Source organism: Pseudoalteromonas sp. NEC-BIFX-2020_015 (assembly GCF_012952265.1).
Taxonomy (GTDB): Bacteria; Pseudomonadota; Gammaproteobacteria; order Enterobacterales; family Alteromonadaceae; genus Pseudoalteromonas; species Pseudoalteromonas neustonica.
This window is the reverse complement of record NZ_JABCJL010000023.1, coordinates 59,501-81,250: the sequence shown is the minus strand read 5'-3', so window position 1 is coordinate 81,250 and position 21,750 is coordinate 59,501. Positions and strand designations below refer to the sequence as shown.

Here is a 21,750-nt window from a genome sequence, read left to right as displayed (position 1 = left end):
TTCGCTTGCGACACGCATTAGCTAAAAAGCCATAGTGGCGAATGCGCATAAACCCTTTCGGCAGTACATGTTGTAAGTAGCGCCGTAAAAATTCATCACAACTCAGTGTCATGACTTTATCGCGGTTGTTACCTGCATAGTCGCGATATTTAAAGCTCACTGACTGCTCATTCGCTGACACTAATCGCGATTCTGACATCACGCCTTTTCGGGTATAACGCGCAAGGTAACTGACTAACTTTTCACTGTACGTTAAACATGCTTTGCTATAAACACACCATTTTGTTGGTGTGTTTATCTTCGCGAATGAACTATCACATTCATTGAGCGCCGCCAGCATTTTCCCTCTAAACACTGTTGATAATGCTTTAACGGGGTATAAATAACCTTTTTCTATTTCATGCCATTGCGCTTTATCAAGCGCACCTGCGGGTATCAAGCAATGCAAGTGGATATGCTGACTTAAATTTTGCCCCCATGTATGCAGTACGCTTGTCATGCCTAGCTGGCCATGCCTCTTTCGTTTCGCAAATTTACACAGCGTTTGCCATGAGGCTTTAAATAAACATTGATACAACGCGTTTGGGTTGTAGTGCGCAATGATATTTAACTCATGCGGGAGCGTAAAAACAAGGTGGAAATACCGACACGGTAATAAATCCTCTTGTTGTCTTTGCACCCATTTAGCCGTTGCCATACCTTGGCAACGTGGGCAATGCCGATCTCGACAGCTACATCCAATTTGTTGTACTTCACTACAGTTATCACATTGCCATGCTTGATAACCGAGCTGTCCCGTTCTGCATGATTGAAGGTGTTGGCAGACTCGTAACTGCTGATAACTCATTATGTGGTGCTGCCGATAATTCCCAAGGCCAGAATTTAAAATATCAGCGAGATGCAAGCCGCTCATTGGTTTCCCCAACTTGCGAGTAAATCAATACCACCATGCCCTAATTCAGGTAACCAGTGTAAGTAACTTTGCGTGGTTCTAATGTCACTGTGACCAAGCTGGTGTTGCAGTTGATGAAGTGGCATACCTGATTCAAGTTGATGTGTTGCATAAGCATGGCGTAGTGCATGTGGATTACAGTGTTTTAAACCACACGCTTGTGCGTGTTTTCTCAATGGCTTCCTGAAGGTCGATGCTGACATAGGTTTATCCATTAACAATCGCGAGTAAAACATCCAGCCCGTTGGGTGATACATTTTCCAATAACAACGTAATTGATTTAGCACGCTATCTGATACAACAACATAGCGTGACTTATCTCCTTTACCATGTTCAATTAAAATGGTTTTACGCTGTCCATCGATGTCTTGCACTTTGATGCGCAGCAGTTCGCCAATACGCAAACCACATCCATAACACACCACTATCAATGTTTTTAAGCGCATATCCGTGCAACTTTCTATAAGTCGTCGAATATCATCACGCGATAAATAAGTAGGTGCCCGAGGTTTTGCTTTAGGCAAGGCTATGTCTAAGTTCAGTGGGCGATGTAAAATATTCTTAAACAAGAACCAAATGCTGTTTATCTGTACTTTTTGGCTTGCTCTAGAAAGTTTACGAATAGCGGGATCTTTAAAAAAGATATTCAGCTCATCATCAGTAATTAAATCAAGTGGTTTATTAAAATAATGGCTGAGTTTAAGTAAATGCTCGCAGTAACTTTTACAGGTACTTTGTGAATAACCAAGATAGGCTATTTCAGTTTTGACTTGTTCAATGAGTGTATTCATGACTTACCTCCAAGTTATGGGATAACCCCAAGGTAAGTGTGGCTCAAATGATAAGAATAGGATCTCCGCGTAGCGGCTTAGTTCAACATTTAATAGTGCGCTCATCGCGCATATTTCTGCCGAGTTAACGCTCATTTATCTACTTATATAGTTTTAACAAATTATCTAAGGTATTACTATCACTAAGTTTTCTAAAACTTTAAAGCAAAGTTAAACAGAACAATATGCGCTTAGCGCTCATTTTCATGAATATATGCGCAAAGGGCTGTTTGGCCAATCAATTAACTACGATATTTAGCCAATCTCGATGACCGCTTATCGCTCAAAGCCGTCATTTAGTTTAATCTTTCATCGTTGGGTTTCGTTGCCCCCAACCTAACCCACAGTGGTGAATTAAACGCCGAGTTGATTGGGCTTTTCCTAGGGCGTGTTGACCTTTCGTGATTGATTTTGCAGCTGTATGTTTGGTTTTTAGGCAAGGCAGAGCCTATGTAGTGTGGTTATTCCCCATTAATAGGCGATAACGCAGCATAAATGCCAAACATGCGCTGCCCTCCGGGTTCTTTCTAGGGACAATTAACTCTTTGTTGCTCGGTTTTTACTTAGCCCACTAGGTTACAAACCTCGCGCCGCGATTAAATTTCCCCTAGATTGAACAAATTTCAATCCACAAAGGTCAACACGCCCTAGCGCCCAGGATCTAGCAGCTAGGCTCTTTTTCTTCCCAATTTAATGACTAGCTTGCAAGCAATTAAGCCACTCATCGGGTTCGGCTAAAATAAACTCTAAGTGGTGGTTCTCTTTGGTGGTTATTTTGATTCCCGCGGTGGTTATGGGGATTAAACCGCCAGCTTTACCTGAACATTTCTCAACGCGGGAAATATTATTAAGTTTGATGGCATAACTGCCTAAATTAAGTTGTTTATTTAGGGCTTCAAAATGCAGTAGGTTATCAGTGAGTGTTAAACGACCATCTGCTTTAGCAACACCCAGTTGTAATGTTGCATAACAGCGTTTGAGCTGTGTGAGTTTGGGTTGTGCTGCTGTCATTATTCATTCCATCGATTTTTTATTTTATTCAGTGTAAGTTGCACAATTAGATGTGTCAATTATGTAAATTAATTGTTTTTATTTGTATTTTAAAATAAGCACTTACAAAAAGTTTTTTGCTCTGTGGTGTTGTTTTTTCTGCTTATTTACTTTTAAAAAAGCATAAACGACTAACCCCATTTGCATGGCTAATGCACAAAGAGTAAGTAATAGCTCTATGCGGTTAGCAGCCCTCGTTGGTAAATATAATTCGATAAACCATGCGAGGATAAGCATAAAAATAAGTGATGCATGTAAATAACGCTGTAACATTATTTTAAATTGCAGATGCTTCCAGCGGCTAAATACTAAAAGTAATGTACTCGCTAATGGGGTTAATAATATACAGCTAAACGCTGCCATTAATAATGGTTGCAAGGTGTGTGTTGTTATCATTATGTGTCGTGTCTTTATTTTGTGGTTATAGTCGCTTTGCAGTACAGCCATACAAAGCTATGTTTATATATTTTTTTAGCTAAAACGTTTTTAAACGTTAAGCTAAATAGTCATTAAGCGTGCGCCATTATAAGCTCTTTGGCGTTGGCTTTGGCGGTTTTACTAATGTTATCGCCACCAAGTAGGCGCGCTATCTCATCAATTCGGCCATGTTTATTCAGTGGAAGCATGGACGTATAGGTTTCTCCATTTGCAATTTCTTTCGCTACAAAAAACTGTTGGTGCCCAGAGCTGGCCACTTGCGGTAAGTGAGTGACACAAATTACCTGAGTAGACTTGCCTAGTTGTCGTAAAAGCTTACCAACTGCTGATGCTGTGGGGCCTGAAATACCTACGTCAACTTCATCGAAAATAAGTGTTGGCGTTACTACTTTTTGTGCAATGATCACTTGAATAGCTAAGCTAATACGTGATAATTCACCACCAGAGGCAACTTTTGATAATGGTTGTAATGGTTGCCCTGGGTTGGTTGACACTAAAAACGAGACATTATCAAACCCTAGATTGTTAGGGGCTTTGTCTGGTTGCGGTGATAACGCAATTTCAAATACGCCATTTTCCATTGATAAATGCGCCATACTTGCACTGATCAATTCATTTAATGTTTGTGCAGAAATAAATCGGCTGTCACTTAAATTTTGTGCTGCAAGTTGGTATGCGTCAAATGCGTTGGCTATTTCGCTCTCTAGCTGAGCTAATCGGGTAGAGTTGTTGCTTATTGACTCAAGCTCTTGCGTTATATTTTGGTGAAACTCAACCAATTGCTCAGGTTTTATATGATGTTTACGCGCAAGGTCCATTATGCCTGCTAGGCGTGCTTCTACTTCATCAAGGCGGGCTGGATCAAGATCTGTTTGCTCGGAATAGTTGCGAATTTCACGGCTGGCTTCTTCAACTTGTACTGCTGCCTCTTCAAGTAATGCGGCAACACCTGATAAGCTTTCGTCAAAACTAGCAAGTTCAGCAAATTGCTGTGCACTGTGTTGCAGTAGTGAGCATGCATTTTGTTCTTCATTTTCATACAAGCTTTGCAATTCACGTTGGCACGCGTCGATGATGGTTTGGCTATGGCTGAGCTTATAATGTTCGGCTTCAATTTGTGTAAATTCATTTTCTTGTAAAGCAAATTCATCTAGCTCAGCCACTTGGTATTCAAGTAGTTGTTTTTGTGCAGCTTGCTGTAATTGTGCTTGTTCAAGAACCGTAAATTCTTTTTGTAAATTATGATAATTACGATAGTGCGTACGTACAGTATCCACTAATGTATGGTGTCCTGCGTAGGCGTCAAGTAGCTGTAACTGATGTTCGCTTTTTAGCAGATGCTGATGAGCATGTTGCCCGTGAATAGAAATTAAATGCTGACCGAGCTCTTTAAGTTGTGCTGCGGTGACAGGGCTGCCATTAATGTAACTTTTGCTTCGCCCGTTTTTGCACACTACACGTCGCAGTAGGCATTCTTGCTCATCATTAGAGAGTAAGTTTAGCTCTAAAAACTGTTTAGCTAAGGGCAGTGAGGTCAAATCAAACGCGGCACAAATTTCAGCGCGTTCAGTGCCAGGACGAACGGCTGAGGCTTCAGCACGTTCACCTAAACACAGTGATAACGCATCAATAGCGATAGACTTGCCGGCACCCGTTTCACCGGTAATGGCGGTCATGCCGCTGTGCCATTCAGTGCTTAAATTACTTACAATCGCAAAATTTTTAATTTCTAACCCAATTAACATACTGTTTATCCATCCAGTCAATTAACTGTTAATTTATACAGTGTTTTGGGTTTTTGCAAATAAATTTTTATTATTAAGCTAAGTTTATTTCTTGTGTGTCTATTTTAGGAGGTGAAATAGGAGGTGTAATTTCAGTTTGTTCTGTTGCGTTTGAATAGTCTTCGTTATCATTATTTTGCAGCTCAGGAGATTGTAATATTTTGATCAGGGAGGGAAGTATTTCACGATAAAACCCATGGTTATAAGCAATACCAGTTTGGGGTAAGTCTGCAACAAAGTAATCTAACTTTTCGGCTAATGCGTCACGCTCACCAGTCACATAGGTTTTTGCAAGTTCACTGCTTATGGTGCTTATTAATGACTCTATAATTCCTTCTAGGTACAATAAATTTTCATCAGTGTGTGGCTGTACAACAAAAAAATTACTGGCGATAACTTGAGTGCGTGCGATATATTTTGGGCGTAGTATTTTTGCGTCACTAAACTCATTGAGCTTTGCTTTCAAATTGTTTGTCACTTCTGTGACGCGTGCATTAAATAACTTTTTTTTCGCTTCGACCGCTTTTCGACGGTTATTCTCAATCACCAAATAACTGCCAAGCAGGGTGATAAGTAATAATATGGCAAAAAATACAACGTAAGTCATTGTGTCGAATTCCCTAATATGGGTATTAAATTAATTTTAGCTATTTTGCAATAAAGTATGGGAAACCGCAATAGTGTTAATACAAACGACTACCCCAATTTAATTTGGTGCGCAGTACGTGGTAATAAGAGTAATCTTTAGGATGAATAAGACGTAGTTTTTTGTCTGCTTTTTTAATAACCACTTCGTCCCCGGGTAAAACAGCTAATACAACATGGCTATCACAACTAACTTGTAAGCTATCCGTATTTTCTAAACTGAGTTTTAAACGCACTTCATTATCAGCGTCAACAACTAAAGGGCGACTTGATAGTGTATGCGGAAACATTGGCACCAGTGACATTGCATTGAGCTCAGGGGTTAATATTGGGCCACCACCAGAAAGAGAGTAGGCGGTCGATCCTGTTGGCGTAGATACAATAAGGCCATCTGAGCGCTGCGAAAACACAAAGTCGTTATTAATGAAGGCTTCAAACTCAATCATATGGGCGACTTTATCGGCATGCAGTACCGCTTCATTGACTGCTGAATTAGCGCTTTTGAGTTCACCATGGCGGTATACTTCAACTTCTAATAAAAAGCGTTTTTCTTCAATATATTGGCCGCTTAATACTTGCTCTAAACTTGGTTCAAACTCTTGCGGATTCAAATCGGTCAAAAAGCCCAAATTACCCCGATTAACGCCAATTACAGCCACATCAAAGCGTGCTAACACTCTCGCGGCACCAAGCATATTTCCATCACCACCAACAACAATCGCTAAATCTGCTTGCTCGCCAAGTTCGATCAATTTAACGAGTTTTTCTTTTGGAACGCCAGCTAGTTGATGCCCTGTACGTTGCTCCACAATAACATTAAAGCCAAGTGCGTTTAAAAATGTATAAAGTCGCTGTAATGTTGCAGCTGCGCCATCGTGATTTGCTTTTCCAATTAAGCCTATGGTTTTAAACGGTGATTCCATGATGTTTACGCAAATAGTTATAATATTACTAGAGTAACTCAAAAATGATCGCTTTGAAAACATCGGTGCCTTGAAATAACTTCTCTTTGCCCCGATATACCTTGTATGCAGCAAGATGTAGAAATTATGAATTTAAATCCCCGAGATCAACAAATATTTTCAGCGGTAATGAGCCTTTACTGTAATGGTGAAGGGCAGCCTGTGGCGTCTAGCCGTATTGCTAAACAAAAAGGCATGGCTGTGTGCTCTGCGACAGTGAGAAATGCCATGTCGCGTCTTGAAAAGATAGGCCTGTTGTACTCACCGCACACTTCCGCTGGGCGCGTGCCTACCAATGCCGGGTTCGATTATTGGTTGAATGAGTTTTTCCCATTGACTGAAATTGCTCAGTATTGGCAACCAGCACAGGCGCAACTAGTCGAAATGGCGCATGGTATTAGTCAGCGCTATCAAGTGTGTTGTTGCGTTGGATTACCACAGGTTAGTTCGCAACAAGTGTTTAGGGTTGAAGTGCTAGACTTTGATGGTAATGACTGGCTTATTTTGTTGCTTGATCGGGCAGGGCAAAGCCATAATATTTGTATTCATAAGCCAGATGACGCGTCAGATACAATACGCTATCAATTTGCTACGTGGTTAAATACAGTTTTTAGTCAACAAACGTTGATGGAAGGATTGTATCGAATGCAAGCAATGGCGAATACCGCACCACGAAACTGTCATGATTCATTAAATCAATGGACACGTGAATTAAGCCAAAAGTTAGGCTCAGACAACAGTATTGTTGTGGGCGAAAATTATTTATATCGTCAAATTGATTGTGAACAAAGTTTAAATATCGGTGTCTCATTTTTGAACTTTGTAGAAGATAAATTAGCGTTCAAAAATGGCGTGTCGGTTTTAAATACAGCGCAATTGCCTTTTACTGATTGCGATGAGTTAATGGTGATAAGTGTGCCGTATTTTCAAAATCATGAATACCAAAGTCGTTTTTGTGTAATTTGCCCTAAATCGGCGCAAATTGAAGCAATCATCCAAGAATTTAAATTAATCGAGTCACCTGACTCTTGAATCTTTTGATTCAATCCCCATAATTACCGCAATTGAAAAGAATTGGAGCATTTAAACTATGTCTGAGCAGACAAAATCACCAGAGCAAGAAGTTGAACTAAACGAAGAGCTAGAGCAGATGAAAGCAGAAGTTGAAGCCGCTGTAGAAGCTGCCGATGCACATGAGGGCGAAGAAGTAAGCCCTGAAGCTGAAATTGCTATGCTGTATGCAGAGCTTGAAGATGCTAAGCAAACAATCGCTGATCAAAAAGATGGTGTAGTTCGCGCTGCTGCAGATGTTGACAATATTCGTCGTCGTGCTGCACAAGATGTAGAAAAAGCACATAAGTTTGCACTTGAAAAGTTCGCTAACGAATTATTACCTGTTATTGATAACTTAGAGCGTGCTATTGAGTTTTCCGATAAAGAGAACGAAACCTTAAAGCCATTGCTTGAAGGTATTGATATGACAGTTAAGAGCTTTAATGATGCGGTTGCAAAGTTTGGTGTTGAAATTGTTAACCCACAGGGTGAGCAGTTCAACCCTGAGTTTCATCAAGCCATGTCTATTCAACCGAGTAATGATGTAACACCTAATACTGTTTTAGCTGTTATGCAAAAAGGTTATACATTAAATGGTCGTTTATTACGCCCTGCAATGGTAATGGTATCTAAAGCTGCTGACTAAGCAATGCTTAAAGTAACAAAATAAAAATGCCCGTTATAAACGGGCATTTTTTTTGTTTCGAGCTCGATGCCAAAGTTGGGCAATTAAAGTAAGTACCAGTGCGCTAAACATTAAACTTGAGAAGGGGACCGCACTTTGCGCATGCATAAGCGCGAGTATGGGGCCCACTAATGCGCCACTGCCAAATCTAAGCGTACCGATGACAGCCGTTGCTGTACCAGATTTTTCTTCAAATTCCATTAATATTAGCGCATCTGCGTTACTTGCTGTAACACCTAAGCTCATCATCAAAGGTGCAATTGCGGCTACAATAAAATACAACGATAAATGTAAAATACTAAAGGTGAGTAATGTGCCGCCTGATATAAAGCCTACCGTTAATCCGTAGTAGAGCATTTTTCGTGAGCCTATACGCGGCACTAGTCGAGTGTTTAAAAAATTACCCACCATTAATGCCATCACATTAAAAGCGAAGAGTAGCCCAAAAAGTTGTTCTGATACTTTGAAGTAGTCGAGGTACACAAAAGGCACCGCTGTTAGAAAGCAAAAGAAACCGAAAGACACAAACATTGAGCTTGCTATATCAGCGCGGGTATCTTTATTTTTAAAAACTGTTTTATAGCTATCAAAAAATAACGCAAAACCTTTTAAGGGACTTTTGAAAATAGGGATATCAATTAAATAAATTTGCACTAAAGCTAATATGGTAAAGCTGTAGCTGGCTAGCACTAAAAAGATGGTTTGCCAGTGAGAAAACCCTAAAATTAATGATCCAACAGTGGGGGCGACTAATGGCGCAACCATCATAATCATTGATACGTAAGACATTCCTTTTGCGGTATCTTTTTGGTAAATATGGCGGATGATCCCGGGCACAACCACGGTAGCAGCAGCGCCGGTAAAAGCTTGTACGATTCTTAAAAACCAAAATAGATGAATGTCACTGCAAAATGCCAGCGCTAACGAACTGGCACCAAATAAAGCCAACCCGACTTTTGCAAGTACTCTGCGTCCAATTTGATCCGCTATAGGGCCAAAAAATAGCATCCCAAGCGCATAACCGGCTAAATATAGGCTCAATGATATTTGTACATTTGGCATTGTGGTATTTAGATCGTTAGCAATGACTAACATTGCTGGTAAATACATATCAATAGCCAGTGGAGTGATGGCAACAATACTTGCTAATAAGGGAAGTAGAATACGTTTATTTAAATAGGCAGCTGAGGCTTGCATCACGAATCCATCCATCTGAAAAAGAAGCGCATTGTAGCAGTGCCGAACACCCTTGTGTACTTAGTTTGGCTGATATTGATTGCCTTTAACATCGGTGTAACATATGTTCCTTTTTATAGAACTTATGATGATGTTAAATTGATAATTGGTTTGTTATTCTATAGGGAATCAAATTGTGATTTTTGGAAATACAATGAAAAAATTAGTTATAGCAATCCTTGCAACAGCGGTACTTGCCGGTTGTAAAACATCGCCGACAGGGCGCACGCAAATTGCACTTTACTCAGATCAGCAAATGAGCCAGATGGGTCAGCAAAGTTTTGTTGATATGAAAAAGAATCAAAAAATAAATAATGACCCAAGAGTTAACGCGTATGTGAAGTGTATTGCTGATGATGTCATTGCTGTTTTACCACAGCAATATGCAACTCAGGCTTGGGAAGTTGTTGTATTTGAAGATGATTCAGCGAATGCATTTGCATTACCAGGTGGTTACATTGGCGTGCATACGGGGTTATTAAAAGTTGCGAAGAACCAACATCAATTAGCAACAGTAATAGGCCATGAAGTAGGCCATGTAATTGCAGAGCATTCTAATGAACGTGTTTCACAAAGCGCATTGCTCCAAACCGGTATGCAAGTTGGCGGCGCTGCACTTGATATGGGTAATGTACAATATCGTGGCGAAATTATGCAGGCATTAGGCTTAGGTGCGCAGTATGGCGTAATTTTACCATTTAGTCGCTCACACGAATCAGAAGCTGATGTAATCGGTTTAGATTTAATGGCGAAAGCGGGCTTTAACCCTCAGGAGTCCGTGACACTTTGGCAAAATATGAGCCAAGCAGGCAGTGGCAATACACCTGAGTTTATGTCAACTCATCCATCACCGAGTAATCGTATTAAAGAGCTGCAAAATAAAATGCCTGGTGCATTGAACGAGCAAAAAGTAGCGGGTAAAAAACCGCAGTGTAACCTGTAATATAACAAGCCTGTGAATCAATATTTACAGGCTTTTTTAAAATCAAAAGACACCGAAATGCTTATAACGGGGACGTTTTGATTACGGCTTATCATCAATAAAATAATAAAAATAGCGAGTTAACAATGAAAAAGAACATGGCATTTATTACTGTCGCGAGTGTACTCTTGTGTGCATGTAATAGCAGCCCAAAACAACAGACTAACCCCGTAGAACAAAAGAACAAGGCTATTTCGCTTACGCTAGACACTGTTGATTTTGCTTCTGATACAGCGGGTGCGAAAGTAAAAGTGGAGTGCTTGATGTTAGAGCGTTTAACGACTGCTATTTTAAAATCATCACAAAGGTATCCTTTAGTCGTTAAAGAAAGAATAGCTGGAGTCGCTCAAACAGAATTTGTGCTAAAAGCAACGTATACAAACGTAAATGCGCACAGATGGGTATTTCCATCTTTAAGGCCTAGTTCGTCGGCAACGGTTAAAGCTGAAATACTCAAAAATGATCAGGTTGTCGCCACTATTAGTAAAGAAATTGGCTCAGGTGCAGCGTTTGGAGCATGTGATCGACTTGAAAAAATAGCCTTAGCAGGTGGCCGCTACATTTCAAAATGGGCTGCAAAACAGAATTACAATTAAATCGCTTAATATTATTAAAAATGTGATTATCTTGTCAAAGGAGGTAATTCAGTAAATGAGTTATTTCCTTATCGTTATTACAGCTCACTAATTTAATGTAATTTACCCTCTTAAATATTTAATTTGCCTTTAAATACTTTAGTTTGCACTAAATACAGGTACTTCTAGTGAGTTTTTCTGTGATTAGATATGTGCATAGCTGTATGTGTATATTTACAATTTGAAACTCACTATTAACCTTTTGCTTACAGTGGGGTGTTTGCAAATTATAATGTAAAGCCTTTATAAAGCAGTCTATAAAAAAGGGGGGTTGCAAATTTAGTATGGATCATTATAACTTTTTCTATTTCATTTAACGCAGTAATTGTTGGGGTGCTTTAATTTAATCATAAACTTGTTTTGTTTGTAATACGCTCTAAGTTTAGCGTGTACCTTTTAGGTGCTTTTAGTTTTAACTTAATAAATATTATTACAACAATTAAAAAGCAGGAATGAAGATGAAGTTACGTCAATGTATCCCTTTGTTAGCCGCCGCACTTTGTAGCCAGTATAGTCAGGCAGAGGTGAATGAACTACAAATACTACAATACACCAGTGAAGCAAGAAAAAGCACAATTGGTGAGAGCGCTGATATTGATTTAAGTTTTTCCAATCAATATAAAACTATGGCAGACGGGGTTGTGGTTATAAGCCATGAAGTAAGCCACCCTGGGGCCGATTTTATAAAAGTGCACTTTAAAGATTTACGCTTACAAGGCAATGCTAAACTGGTCGTGAGAAATGCAGATAATTCTGAACGATACGAATACACCGCAAGTAATATGCGATTTGCTACTTTTGATTCACGTGAAGGTGATGATGGTATCCATTCTTTTTCGTCTATGTCGGTCTCAAATGACAGCGCTATCATAGAGTATTATCCAGATCCCCTCGATGCTACTTCATTGACAGTGTTTGGCCATATAGATAACTATTTTTATGGTACAGAAAGCCACACAGCTCAGTACGATTTGAGTGACGTAGCGCCATTATCAACCTGTGGCGTAAATGAACGTCAAGATGTTCAGTGTTGGGCTAATACTCACCCAACAGAATTCGAGCGAAGCCGACCTATTGCACGCCTTGTTATAGGTGGGCGTAGTTTATGCACGGGCTGGCGAGTAGGTAGTGACAATAAAATGTTTACTAATAACCACTGCGTCGAAACCGCCGCTGAACTTGCATCAACTGAAGTGTGGTTTAATTATCAACATAAAAGTTGCAATGGGACGATTCGGGAGTCGGTTGTTAAAGTGTCAGGAAAAGACTTTTTAAAAACGGACGTCATGCTTGATTACACCTTATTTAGTGTTAACAACTTTTCTTCAATAACCCAGTTTGGGCATTTGGGCCTTGATGTTCGCAGCGGTATTAATGGCGAACGAATATATATACCTCAACATGGTGCCGGAAACCCTAAAGAGCTCGCTATAGAATCTGATCGCGATACTAACGGATTATGCCAAATCAATAATGCCTCAGTGAATGGCCGAGGCACTAACACAGATATGGGCTATTACTGTGACACAATAGGAGGGTCTTCGGGCTCACCTGTTATCGCAGCATCGAGTAATAAGGTAATTGCGTTGCACCACTTGGGCGGTTGTTACAATAAAGGTGCAAAAATTAGTAGAATTTGGCCACAAGTATCTACTTTTTTCAATGGCGCGGTACCCGTTGGAGATAACGCAGGAACAACGCCGCCAGCTGTTGCACGTTTTAGTTATCAATGTAATTTTGAGCAATGCAGTTTTGATGCAACAAACTCAAGTTCATCAGGAACGGTAAACCGTTTTGATTGGCAATTTGGCGATGGCCAAACAAGTAATGGTGTAACTGCCGTACATACATATAATGCAGCGGGTAATTACGACGTTACATTATCAATTCGCGATAGTAATAATCAAACAAACACGATTACAAAACAAATCATTGTCAGCAGCGACTCTCAGCCTCCAGTAAATAAATTAACCAAAGGGCAGACGATTAGTAATCTAGCCGGTAATAAAGGCTCAGAAATACGTTATTTTATCGATATTCCATCTCAAGCAACGAACATAAAAGTTACCACGTCAGGTGGTTCAGGTGATGTTGATTTATATGTTAAAAAAGGCAGTGAACCAACGTCAGCTAGCTACGATTGCCGCCCGTATCGAAATGGCAATAATGAAACATGTAGCTTAAATACTGGGCAAGGTCGATACCATATTATGCTTAAGGGGTATGCCAGCTTTAGTAATGTCAGCATCTTAGCAGATTATGATATGCCTACAACGACACCTACGCCTCCACCAGGATCAGGTAATGGCTCAAATTCAATCATTACCTCACGTGCTTATGGGCATCCAGGTTTATGGAATAAATATACGTATACAGTTCCTGTAAACAAAAGTAGCGTAACGATAGAAACGTCAGGACAAATAGGTGATGTTAATTTATACGTAAAAGTAGCGGGCGGGGTTAGTCTGACTAGTTATGATTGTAAGTCAGTAACGAGTGGTTCAGCACAGACATGCACAGTGCCTGTTACATCAGGACAGGTGCTCGCCATTGGGTTGTATGGTCAATCAGCATACGACTGGGTGAAAGTGTCAGCAAGTACACAATAACTATTCATAGGTTACTTAAGGGCGATAAAAGCAACGCATTTTAATACGTTGCTTTTATTATAATATTTGAAGTTAAAAGGTCCATTCTACATGAAGTTGTGGCACAGACTCTTTGGTATCAGTGCCTAGCTTGTTATGCCAGTATTGCCATTCTAAACCTATTAAGAGTGTGTCTTTTTTCATATCTATGGCATTGCCCAAATCCCAAGTAATAATTGGCTGCGCTAAAATCCACGCTTTAACATCATTGCCTAATTCATTTTCGCGTTCAGCAATGTATTCAATGTGGCCTGTAATATTAAAGTGTTGAGAACCAATCGTAAATGGATACCCCCACGCAATATCAAGCATCCAACTATTAGTTTCACTTGGTGCACCACCACGTGCAATACCTTCATTATCATCAATGTAGGCGGTCACTAAGGTCGATAAAAAGCTAAACCCGGGTGCTTGCCAATTAACTTTTACCCCGGGTAAGTATTTTAATACTTTAGCCTCTCCTGAGGCATTAAACCCAGCGGTTAAACCGACATCAGAAATGGCACCAAATGAAAAGTCATTACCAGATATTTTAGACAGGCTGAAAGTTGAATACCATTCGCCGTAAAAGTCACGATCTTGGTAATCATCTTCTAAATCATCATTTAAATAATCAATGAAGAAAAAGTTATCGCCGTAATCGTAACTAGATGCATGTTGTAGAGAAACATTGGTAGTGCCTGCTTCTAATGAAGTGAATGGGTTTGTAATATCACCACGATTTATATGTAACTGGGTTTTGCTCCAACTAGCTGCAAAGCTTGAAGTGCTTAGTATGCAAAGCGTAATTAAAGGTAAAGATGTTTTTAAGTTCATAACGTTATGCTTAATGGAAAATTCAAAGCAAAGTATAGCAGCTGCGCCTAGAATTGGGCGCAGCACGGGATTTATTATCTTTTATGCTTTATTTCGACGTAAGCAAATTACAGTGATGGCGGTAAACGCCAATATAAAACAGTAGTACGAGGAGGTTGATACTTCCCATGGGCTAATTTTAAATGTTGCACCTAACAGTAAAGCTTGTGCGCCATAAGGCAGCGAGCCTTGTGTTACACAGGCAAAAATATCCAACAAGCTTGCTGAGCGTTTACCACTAATTTTACCATCATCGGCTAGCTTCTTAGCGATAGGACCTGCAACAATAATCGACACAGTATTGTTGGCGATACACATATTGCTGGTCATTACTAATGCGGCAATACCAATTTGATCTGCTACCTTACGGTGCCATTTGGCAATTACCTTGGTGATAGCCTGAATTTTATGCGCTATATAATCAAGGCCGCCGTTAATACGGATAAACTCAGATAAGCCACCTATAAACATTGATAACAAGAATATCTCTTGCATATCGGTAAAGCCTTTATAAATATCTTTTACAAAGCTTGCGCCTTCATAACTGCCCGTAAAGCCCATGAGTGCGGCGAAAATAATACCACTAAATAACACCACAAAAACATTAAAGCCCATTACGGCTAACACTAAGATAAACGCATAAGGAAGCACTAACCAAATGTTGTAATCGCTCGTTTCAACAGCTTGCGCAGCTGGTGTTAAATAAAATAATAAGCCTATTGTTAGCGCTGCAGCAGGCAAGGCTATTTTTAAATTTTCGCGGAATTTATCTTTCATCTCACAACCTTGCGTACGTGTTGCGGCAATCGTCGTATCTGAAATAATAGATAAATTATCACCAAACATAGCACCAGATACAATCGTACCGGCCATCAATGCTGGGTCAATACCGGTTTTAATTGATACGGCATAGGCGATAGGGCCAATCGCGCCAATGGTGCCCATTGATGTTCCCATTGCTGTAGAGACAACCGCAGCAATTAAAAATAAACCAGGTAAAAGAAAGGCTGGTGGAATAAGCGATAAGCCCGCATTAACAACGGCATCAACACCCCCAGTGGCACCCGCTACGGCAGAAAACGCACCGGCAAGTAAATAAATCAAGCACATGGTAATAATGTTGTTATGGCCTGCGCCTTTTATAAAGGTTTCGACACTGTGGTTGATGGTATTTTTATTAAGGATAAACGCTAGCATAACCGCAGGTAAAATCGCGACGGGGGCAGGAAGTTGATAAAAGGCGTAATCAACCCCTTGTGATTGCAGGTATAAACCAGCACCTAAAAATAAGGCCACAAAGGTAAGTAGGGGGAGCAAAGATAATTTTGCTGTTGTTTTATTAAATGCTGGCTGCATCATATTCCTCGTTAGATAACTCATTACAACAGCCAAAGCTTCCCTCTTTTAGCTGAATTTAGTTGTTTGTCCTATCAAAAAAGATAAGTACCTCAACAGCGCCCGCAAGCCAAAGACCAAATCGGCGCAAAGAAGGAAGTTTAAATGTATAGATGGCTAAAGTCTATGGGTATCTGTTATTATTATTTTAAAGGGTTACCTGACTATTACACGAGTTTTAGATAAAATCTAGCGAACTCAAACATGCATAGGTTAATAACATGAATCGAATCGGCGTATTTGGCGCAAATGGAAGAATGGGGCTGGCATTAGTCGAAGCCGCACATAAAAATAATAATGCAGAGCTTGGCGCAGCCTATGTCCGTAGTAGTTCGCCCTTACTTAATTTAGCGGTTAATCAGTTAAATAGTGCAGCGCCAGTTGCTATGGACTTTAGTGATGAGCGTAATGTTGAAGACATTGATGTACTAATTGACTTCACATTGCCTGCCGGTATGCGTGAGCACTTAAAGACGGCCATCAAGCAAAAAATCCCAATGGTTATTGGTACTACCGGTTTAAATGATGATGACATGCAAACCTTACAAGCGGCAGCACAGCATATCCCGATCGTATTTGCGCGCAACTATAGCGTAGGTGTGAATTTACTGCTTAACTTAGTACAAACCGCGGCAACAAAGTTTGGTGGTGACTTAGATATTGAAATTTTCGAAGCGCATCATCGCCATAAAATAGATGCGCCATCAGGCACTGCGCTGGCTATTGGCGAAGCCATTGCAGAGGCAAAAGGCTGGGTACATGATGATGTTGCGGTATTTGATCGTAGCCAAGTAGAAAAAGAAAAATCGCAAAATGAAATTGGTTATTCGGTGCTTAGAGGGGGGGATATAGTTGGTGAACATACCGCATATTTCGCAACTTCTGGCGAAAGGCTTGAATTAACTCATAAAGCCAGTTCGCGAATGACCTTTGCATTAGGCGCAGTAAGAGCTGCAGGCTGGTTGAAAAATAAGCCTGTAGGACTTTATGATATGCAAGATGTGCTTGACTTGAAGTAGTTTAGTTGCATTTTTGGGTGTTTGGTGGCTTTTTTAGCTAATAAGGCTTATTTCTGCTAATTATTGAAATAGGGTTAGACCTAAAAGCCAAATTGCTATAAAATAGCGCTAATTTGCCAAAAATTCATAATTGCGTGTTTCCAATCGCTATAAACGGGTAGTAAAGCAAATGACTTTACGCCCGTTTTTTACTGTTAGGAGGTTAACTTGACTAAATCCGCTCTGTTAGTTCTAGAAGACGGCACAGTGTTTCGCGGTACTGCAATCGGCGCCGACGGCATGTCTGTCGGTGAAGTAGTATTCAATACGTCTATGACTGGTTATCAGGAAATTCTGACTGACCCTTCATACGCGGAACAAATCGTAACTTTGACGTACCCACATATCGGTAATACGGGTACTAACAGCGAAGACGAAGAAGCGAGTCACATTTGGGCTAAAGGCCTTGTGATCCGTGATTTGCCACTGCTAGCAAGTAATTTTCGTAACGAGCAATCGTTAGATGATTATTTAAAAGAACGTAATATCTTAGGTATTGCAGATATCGACACCCGTAAACTGACTCGTATTTTGCGCGATAAAGGCGCTCAAAACGGTTGTATTGTTGCCGGTGACGAAGTAGACGAAAACCAAGCGCTCGCAGCTGCGCAAGCCTTCCCAGGCTTAAAAGGTATGGATTTAGCGAAAGTAGTCTCAACCAAGGAAAACTTTGAGTGGCGTGAATCAAGCTGGACATTAGGCGAAGGGTTCAAAACTCTAAACGCAGCCGATGAAAAGTTTCATGTTGTTGCTTATGACTTCGGTGTAAAGCGTAATATTTTACGTATGCTTGTAGATCGTGGTTGTAAATTAACCGTTGTTCCTGCACAAACCTCGGCAGCTGACGTATTAGCACTAAACCCAGATGGTATCTTCTTATCGAATGGCCCGGGCGATCCAGAACCGTGTACATATGCCATCGATGCAATTAAAACCTTCTTAGAAACTGAAACACCTATTTTTGGTATCTGTTTAGGTCACCAATTGCTAGCTCTTGCCTCGGGTGCAAAAACAGTGAAAATGAAGTTTGGTCATCACGGTGGTAACCACCCAGTGAAAGACTTAGACCGTGGTGTTGTGATGATCACAGCGCAAAATCATGGTTTTGCTGCTGATGAAACAACGTTACCAGATAACCTTCGTGCTACGCATAAGTCGTTATTTGACGGTACGTTGCAAGGTATCCATCGCACCGATAAACCAGCGTTTAGCTTCCAAGGTCACCCAGAAGCAAGCCCAGGCCCACACGATGCAGCCCCATTATTTGACCACTTCATCGATTTGATGCAAGCGCGTAACAACTAATTAGACCGGAGTAACAATGCCAAAACGTACCGACATAAAAAGCATTCTTATCCTAGGCGCTGGCCCGATTGTAATCGGCCAAGCCTGTGAATTTGACTACTCTGGTGCTCAAGCGTGTAAAGCACTCAGAGAAGAAGGCTATCGAGTTATTTTAGTTAACTCAAACCCTGCAACAATTATGACTGATCCTGATATGGCTGATGCGACGTACATCGAGCCAATTCACTGGGAAGTTGTAGAAAAAATTATTGAAAAAGAAAAGCCTGATGCAGTACTGCCTACTATGGGTGGCCAAACAGCATTAAACTGTGCACTAGAATTAGACAAGCATGGTGTTTTAGCTAAACACGGTGTTGAGCTAATTGGCGCAACGGCTGATGCAATCGACAAAGCAGAAAACCGCGAACGTTTTGATGTGGCAATGAAAAGCATCGGCTTAGAATGCCCACGTGCTGAAATCGCTCATTCAATGGATGAAGCAAAAGACATCATCAAGCGTATTGGCTTACCGTGTATTATTCGACCTTCTTTCACTATGGGCGGCACCGGCGGCGGTGTAGCGTATAACTTAGAAGAGTTTGAAGAAATTTGTGAGCGCGGTTTAGACCTTTCGCCAACTAACGAATTACTGATTGATGAATCACTCATTGGTTGGAAAGAATACGAAACAGAAGTTGTTCGCGATAAAAACGACAACTGTATTATCGTGTGTACCATTGAAAACTTTGACCCTATGGGCGTGCATACAGGTGACTCGATCACTGTTGCACCAGCACAAACATTAACCGATAAAGAATACCAATTAATGCGTAACGCTTCTATGGCGGTTCTTCGTGAAATTGGTGTTGAAACAGGTGGTTCAAACGTACAGTTTGGTATTAATCCTGAAGATGGCCGTATGGTTATCATCGAGATGAATCCTCGTGTATCACGCTCATCTGCACTAGCGTCAAAAGCAACAGGTTTCCCGATTGCTAAAATCGCGGCTAAGCTTGCGATTGGCTACACGCTTGATGAATTACAAAATGATATTACAGGTGGTAAAACACCTGCGTCATTTGAACCATCGATTGATTACGTCGTAACAAAAATTCCTCGCTTTAACTTTGAAAAATTTGCCGGTGCAAACGATCGTTTAACGACGCAAATGAAATCTGTAGGCGAAGTAATGGCGATTGGTCGTAACCAACAAGAGTCGTTACAAAAAGCATTACGCGGTCTTGAAGTAGGCGCAACGGGTTTTAACCCGATTGTGGCACTTGATGACCCTAAAGCGAAAGAAAAAATCATCCGTGAACTACGTGAACCAGGTGCAGAGCGTATTTGGTACATCGCCGATGCAATGCGTCATGGTATGAGTGTTGAAGATGTTTACGAATTGACTAAAGTCAACCGCTGGTTCTTAGTACAAATTGAAGACATTTTAAAAGACGAAGCAAAAATTAGCGATGTAGGTATGGCTGGTTTAAATGCTGACTTCCTACGTAAGTTAAAGCGTAAAGGTTTTGCTGACCCGCGAATTGCTGAAATTGCCGGTGTATCTGAAGCTGAGATTCGTAAAAAGCGTCATTTATTAAACATCTTGCCAGTATACAAGCGCGTTGATACGTGTGCTGCTGAATTTAGCTCTGATACCGCTTACATGTATTCAACGTACGATGAAGAGTGTGAAGCGAACCCAACTGATCGTGATAAAATCATGGTTATTGGTGGCGGTCCTAACCGTATAGGTCAAGGTATCGAGTTTGATTACTGTTGTGTTCACGCAGCGCTTGCATTACGTGAAGATGGTTTTGAGACTATCATGGTTAACTGTAACCCTGAAACGGTTTCTACCGACTACGATACTTCAGACCGTTTATACTTTGAACCAATTACCCTTGAAGACGTGCTAGAAATCGTACGTGTTGAAAAGCCAGTTGGTGTAATCGTGCAATACGGTGGTCAAACGCCACTTAAACTTGCTCGTGAACTTGAAGCGAACGGTGTGCCAGTAATTGGTACTTCGCCAGATGCGATTGACCGTGCAGAAGACCGAGAGCGTTTCCAACAATTAGTTGAGCGTTTAAACCTTCTTCAGCCTGAAAATGCAACAGTGACTTCAACAGAAGAAGCGATTTTAAAATCAGCTGAAATTGGCTTCCCGCTAGTTGTACGTCCTTCGTATGTACTAGGTGGTCGTGCGATGGAAATCGTGTATGACGAGCAAGATTTACGTCGTTACATGACCGAAGCTGTACAAGCATCAAATGAAGCGCCAGTATTGCTTGACCGTTTCTTAGATAATGCGATTGAAGTTGACGTTGACGCAATTTGCGACGGCGAGCAAGTGATTATCGGCGGCATCATGGAACACATTGAGCAAGCCGGTGTTCACTCAGGTGACTCAGCCTGTTCATTACCAGCACATTCGTTATCACAAGAAGTACAAGACGTAATGCGCAAGCAAGTGACTGATATGGCACTTGAGCTTGGTGTAGTTGGCTTGATGAATACACAGTTTGCTGTAAAAGAAGACAAAGTATACTTAATCGAAGTTAACCCACGTGCAGCACGTACAGTACCGTTTGTTTCTAAAGCGACGGGGGTTGCACTTGCTAAAGTAGCGGCGCGTTGTATGGCAGGTCAATCTTTAGCAAGCCAAGGTATTACTAAAGAAGTTATTCCACCTTACTACAGTGTAAAAGAAGTGGTATTACCATTTGCTAAGTTCCAAGGCGTGGATCCAATCCGTGGCCCTGAAATGCGTTCTACTGGTGAAGTGATGGGCGTAGGCGATACGTTCGCTGAAGCTTTTGCAAAAGCGCAATTAGGTGCAAGCAATACTTTACCACGCGGTGGTCGCGCGTTACTATCTGTGCGTAATAGCGATAAACCACGTATTGTAGAGCTAGCTAAAACCATGACAGATCTTGGTTTTGAACTAGATGCAACCGGTGGAACAGCTGCTGCACTTGAAGATGCTGGTATTGCGGTACGCCGTGTAAACAAAGTATTTGAAGGTCGCCCGCATATTCTTGATAGAATCAAAAATGGCGAGTATAGCTATATCGTTAATACTACCGAAGGTCGCCAAGCGATCGAAGATTCGAAGGTGTTACGTCGTGGTGCATTGCAACACAAGACTAACTATACTACGACCTTGAATGCGGCATTTGCTAACTGTACTGCTAACCAAGCAGACGACCGCAGCAAAGTGACGTCAGTTCAAGAACTACACCAACGATTGAACTAAGG

General features: G+C 40.9%; 18 protein-coding genes. 8 read left to right on the top strand and 10 right to left on the bottom strand.

Annotation, left to right across the window (positions count from 1 at the left end; all coding sequences use genetic code 11):
* The 7 genes from HH219_RS16110 to nadK form a co-directional block, all read right to left on the bottom strand.
* On the bottom strand, positions 1-913 hold a 913-nt coding region (locus tag HH219_RS16110), incomplete at its 3' end, for an IS91 family transposase (RefSeq protein WP_169328057.1).
* Complete coding sequence (locus HH219_RS16105; protein WP_169328056.1) at positions 910-1,743, bottom strand: tyrosine-type recombinase/integrase; 834 nt, start codon at positions 1,741-1,743, stop codon at positions 910-912. The genes HH219_RS16110 and HH219_RS16105, both read right to left, overlap by 4 nt.
* Positions 1,744-2,472: 729 nt before the next feature.
* On the bottom strand, positions 2,473-2,793 hold the full coding sequence (locus HH219_RS16100) for a GRAM domain-containing protein (RefSeq protein ID WP_169328055.1): 321 nt from the start codon (positions 2,791-2,793) through the stop codon (positions 2,473-2,475).
* 102 nt (positions 2,794-2,895) lie between these two features.
* Positions 2,896-3,228 carry a hypothetical protein gene (locus HH219_RS16095; RefSeq protein WP_169328054.1) on the bottom strand — a complete coding sequence of 111 codons (333 nt, stop codon included), beginning with the start codon at positions 3,226-3,228 and terminating at the stop codon, positions 2,896-2,898.
* A gap of 113 nt (positions 3,229-3,341) precedes the next feature.
* Entirely contained in the window at positions 3,342-5,015 is a 1,674-nt protein-coding gene (recN, locus tag HH219_RS16090) for a DNA repair protein RecN (protein ID WP_169328053.1), read from the bottom strand.
* A gap of 73 nt (positions 5,016-5,088) precedes the next feature.
* Positions 5,089-5,661 (bottom strand): hypothetical protein, encoded by a 573-nt coding sequence (locus HH219_RS16085; protein ID WP_054455450.1) that lies wholly within the window; start codon positions 5,659-5,661, stop codon positions 5,089-5,091.
* Positions 5,662-5,737: 76 nt separating this feature from the next.
* Positions 5,738-6,622, bottom strand: coding sequence for an NAD(+) kinase (gene nadK / locus HH219_RS16080; protein WP_054206283.1), 885 nt, complete (start codon positions 6,620-6,622; stop codon positions 5,738-5,740).
* Positions 6,623-6,727: 105 nt separating this feature from the next.
* On the opposite strand from nadK, the gene HH219_RS16075 reads away from it, so the two are divergent.
* Together HH219_RS16075 and grpE are read left to right on the top strand one after the other, a co-directional pair.
* Positions 6,728-7,693, top strand: a complete 966-nt coding sequence (locus HH219_RS16075) for an HrcA family transcriptional regulator (RefSeq protein WP_054206222.1) — start codon at positions 6,728-6,730, stop codon at positions 7,691-7,693.
* 58 nt (positions 7,694-7,751) lie between these two features.
* Positions 7,752-8,360, top strand: coding sequence for a nucleotide exchange factor GrpE (grpE, locus tag HH219_RS16070; RefSeq protein ID WP_054455452.1), 609 nt, complete (start codon positions 7,752-7,754; stop codon positions 8,358-8,360).
* Positions 8,361-8,393: 33 nt separating this feature from the next.
* On the opposite strand, the gene HH219_RS16065 is transcribed toward grpE, so the two are convergent.
* Positions 8,394-9,596: a Bcr/CflA family efflux MFS transporter gene (locus HH219_RS16065; protein WP_169328052.1), complete on the bottom strand. Its 1,203-nt coding sequence runs from the start codon at positions 9,594-9,596 to the stop codon at positions 8,394-8,396.
* Positions 9,597-9,789: 193 nt separating this feature from the next.
* On the opposite strand from HH219_RS16065, the gene HH219_RS16060 reads away from it, so the two are divergent.
* From HH219_RS16060 to HH219_RS16050, 3 genes are all read left to right on the top strand, one after another.
* Positions 9,790-10,578: a M48 family metallopeptidase gene (locus HH219_RS16060; RefSeq protein ID WP_169328051.1), complete on the top strand. Its 789-nt coding sequence runs from the start codon at positions 9,790-9,792 to the stop codon at positions 10,576-10,578.
* 125 nt (positions 10,579-10,703) lie between these two features.
* A complete protein-coding gene (locus tag HH219_RS16055) occupies positions 10,704-11,213 on the top strand; it encodes a hypothetical protein (protein ID WP_169328050.1) in 510 nt (169 codons plus the stop codon).
* Positions 11,214-11,710: 497 nt separating this feature from the next.
* A complete protein-coding gene (locus HH219_RS16050) occupies positions 11,711-13,861 on the top strand; it encodes a pre-peptidase C-terminal domain-containing protein (protein ID WP_169328049.1) in 2,151 nt (716 codons plus the stop codon).
* A gap of 72 nt (positions 13,862-13,933) precedes the next feature.
* On the opposite strand, the gene HH219_RS16045 is transcribed toward HH219_RS16050, so the two are convergent.
* Positions 13,934-14,716, bottom strand: coding sequence for a nucleoside-binding protein (locus HH219_RS16045; protein WP_169328048.1), 783 nt, complete (start codon positions 14,714-14,716; stop codon positions 13,934-13,936).
* An 81-nt stretch (positions 14,717-14,797) separates the two neighbouring features.
* On the bottom strand, positions 14,798-16,111 hold the full coding sequence (locus HH219_RS16040) for a Na+/H+ antiporter NhaC family protein (RefSeq protein WP_169328059.1): 1,314 nt from the start codon (positions 16,109-16,111) through the stop codon (positions 14,798-14,800).
* Positions 16,112-16,371: 260 nt separating this feature from the next.
* Here HH219_RS16040 and dapB point away from each other — a divergent pair, with 260 nt between their 5' ends.
* The 3 genes from dapB (at position 16,372) to carB (ending at position 21,748) form a co-directional block, all read left to right on the top strand.
* On the top strand, positions 16,372-17,169 hold the full coding sequence (gene dapB, locus HH219_RS16035; protein WP_169328047.1) for a 4-hydroxy-tetrahydrodipicolinate reductase: 798 nt from the start codon (positions 16,372-16,374) through the stop codon (positions 17,167-17,169).
* 207 nt (positions 17,170-17,376) lie between these two features.
* Positions 17,377-18,513, top strand: coding sequence for a glutamine-hydrolyzing carbamoyl-phosphate synthase small subunit (carA, locus tag HH219_RS16030; protein WP_054206231.1), 1,137 nt, complete (start codon positions 17,377-17,379; stop codon positions 18,511-18,513).
* Between the two features lie 16 nt (positions 18,514-18,529).
* Complete coding sequence (gene carB, locus HH219_RS16025) at positions 18,530-21,748, top strand: carbamoyl-phosphate synthase large subunit (RefSeq protein ID WP_054206232.1); 3,219 nt, start codon at positions 18,530-18,532, stop codon at positions 21,746-21,748.
* The last annotated feature ends 2 nt before the right edge of the window (positions 21,749-21,750 follow it).

Coding starts and splice junctions, on each gene's coding strand:
- HH219_RS16065 (WP_169328052.1), bottom strand. CDS start 9,596: ATGCAAGCCTCAGCTGCCTATTTAAATAAACGTATTCTACTTCCCTTA.
- HH219_RS16060 (WP_169328051.1), top strand. CDS start 9,790: ATGAAAAAATTAGTTATAGCAATCCTTGCAACAGCGGTACTTGCCGGT.
- dapB (WP_169328047.1), top strand. CDS start 16,372: ATGAATCGAATCGGCGTATTTGGCGCAAATGGAAGAATGGGGCTGGCA.
- carB (WP_054206232.1), top strand. CDS start 18,530: ATGCCAAAACGTACCGACATAAAAAGCATTCTTATCCTAGGCGCTGGC.
- recN (WP_169328053.1), bottom strand. CDS start 5,015: ATGTTAATTGGGTTAGAAATTAAAAATTTTGCGATTGTAAGTAATTTA.
- HH219_RS16085 (WP_054455450.1), bottom strand. CDS start 5,661: ATGACTTACGTTGTATTTTTTGCCATATTATTACTTATCACCCTGCTT.
- HH219_RS16055 (WP_169328050.1), top strand. CDS start 10,704: ATGAAAAAGAACATGGCATTTATTACTGTCGCGAGTGTACTCTTGTGT.
- HH219_RS16105 (WP_169328056.1), bottom strand. CDS start 1,743: ATGAATACACTCATTGAACAAGTCAAAACTGAAATAGCCTATCTTGGT.
- HH219_RS16040 (WP_169328059.1), bottom strand. CDS start 16,111: ATGCAGCCAGCATTTAATAAAACAACAGCAAAATTATCTTTGCTCCCC.
- HH219_RS16050 (WP_169328049.1), top strand. CDS start 11,711: ATGAAGTTACGTCAATGTATCCCTTTGTTAGCCGCCGCACTTTGTAGC.
- HH219_RS16045 (WP_169328048.1), bottom strand. CDS start 14,716: ATGAACTTAAAAACATCTTTACCTTTAATTACGCTTTGCATACTAAGC.
- HH219_RS16075 (WP_054206222.1), top strand. CDS start 6,728: ATGCAGCAAGATGTAGAAATTATGAATTTAAATCCCCGAGATCAACAA.
- nadK (WP_054206283.1), bottom strand. CDS start 6,622: ATGGAATCACCGTTTAAAACCATAGGCTTAATTGGAAAAGCAAATCAC.
- grpE (WP_054455452.1), top strand. CDS start 7,752: ATGTCTGAGCAGACAAAATCACCAGAGCAAGAAGTTGAACTAAACGAA.
- HH219_RS16095 (WP_169328054.1), bottom strand. CDS start 3,228: ATGATAACAACACACACCTTGCAACCATTATTAATGGCAGCGTTTAGC.
- HH219_RS16100 (WP_169328055.1), bottom strand. CDS start 2,793: ATGACAGCAGCACAACCCAAACTCACACAGCTCAAACGCTGTTATGCA.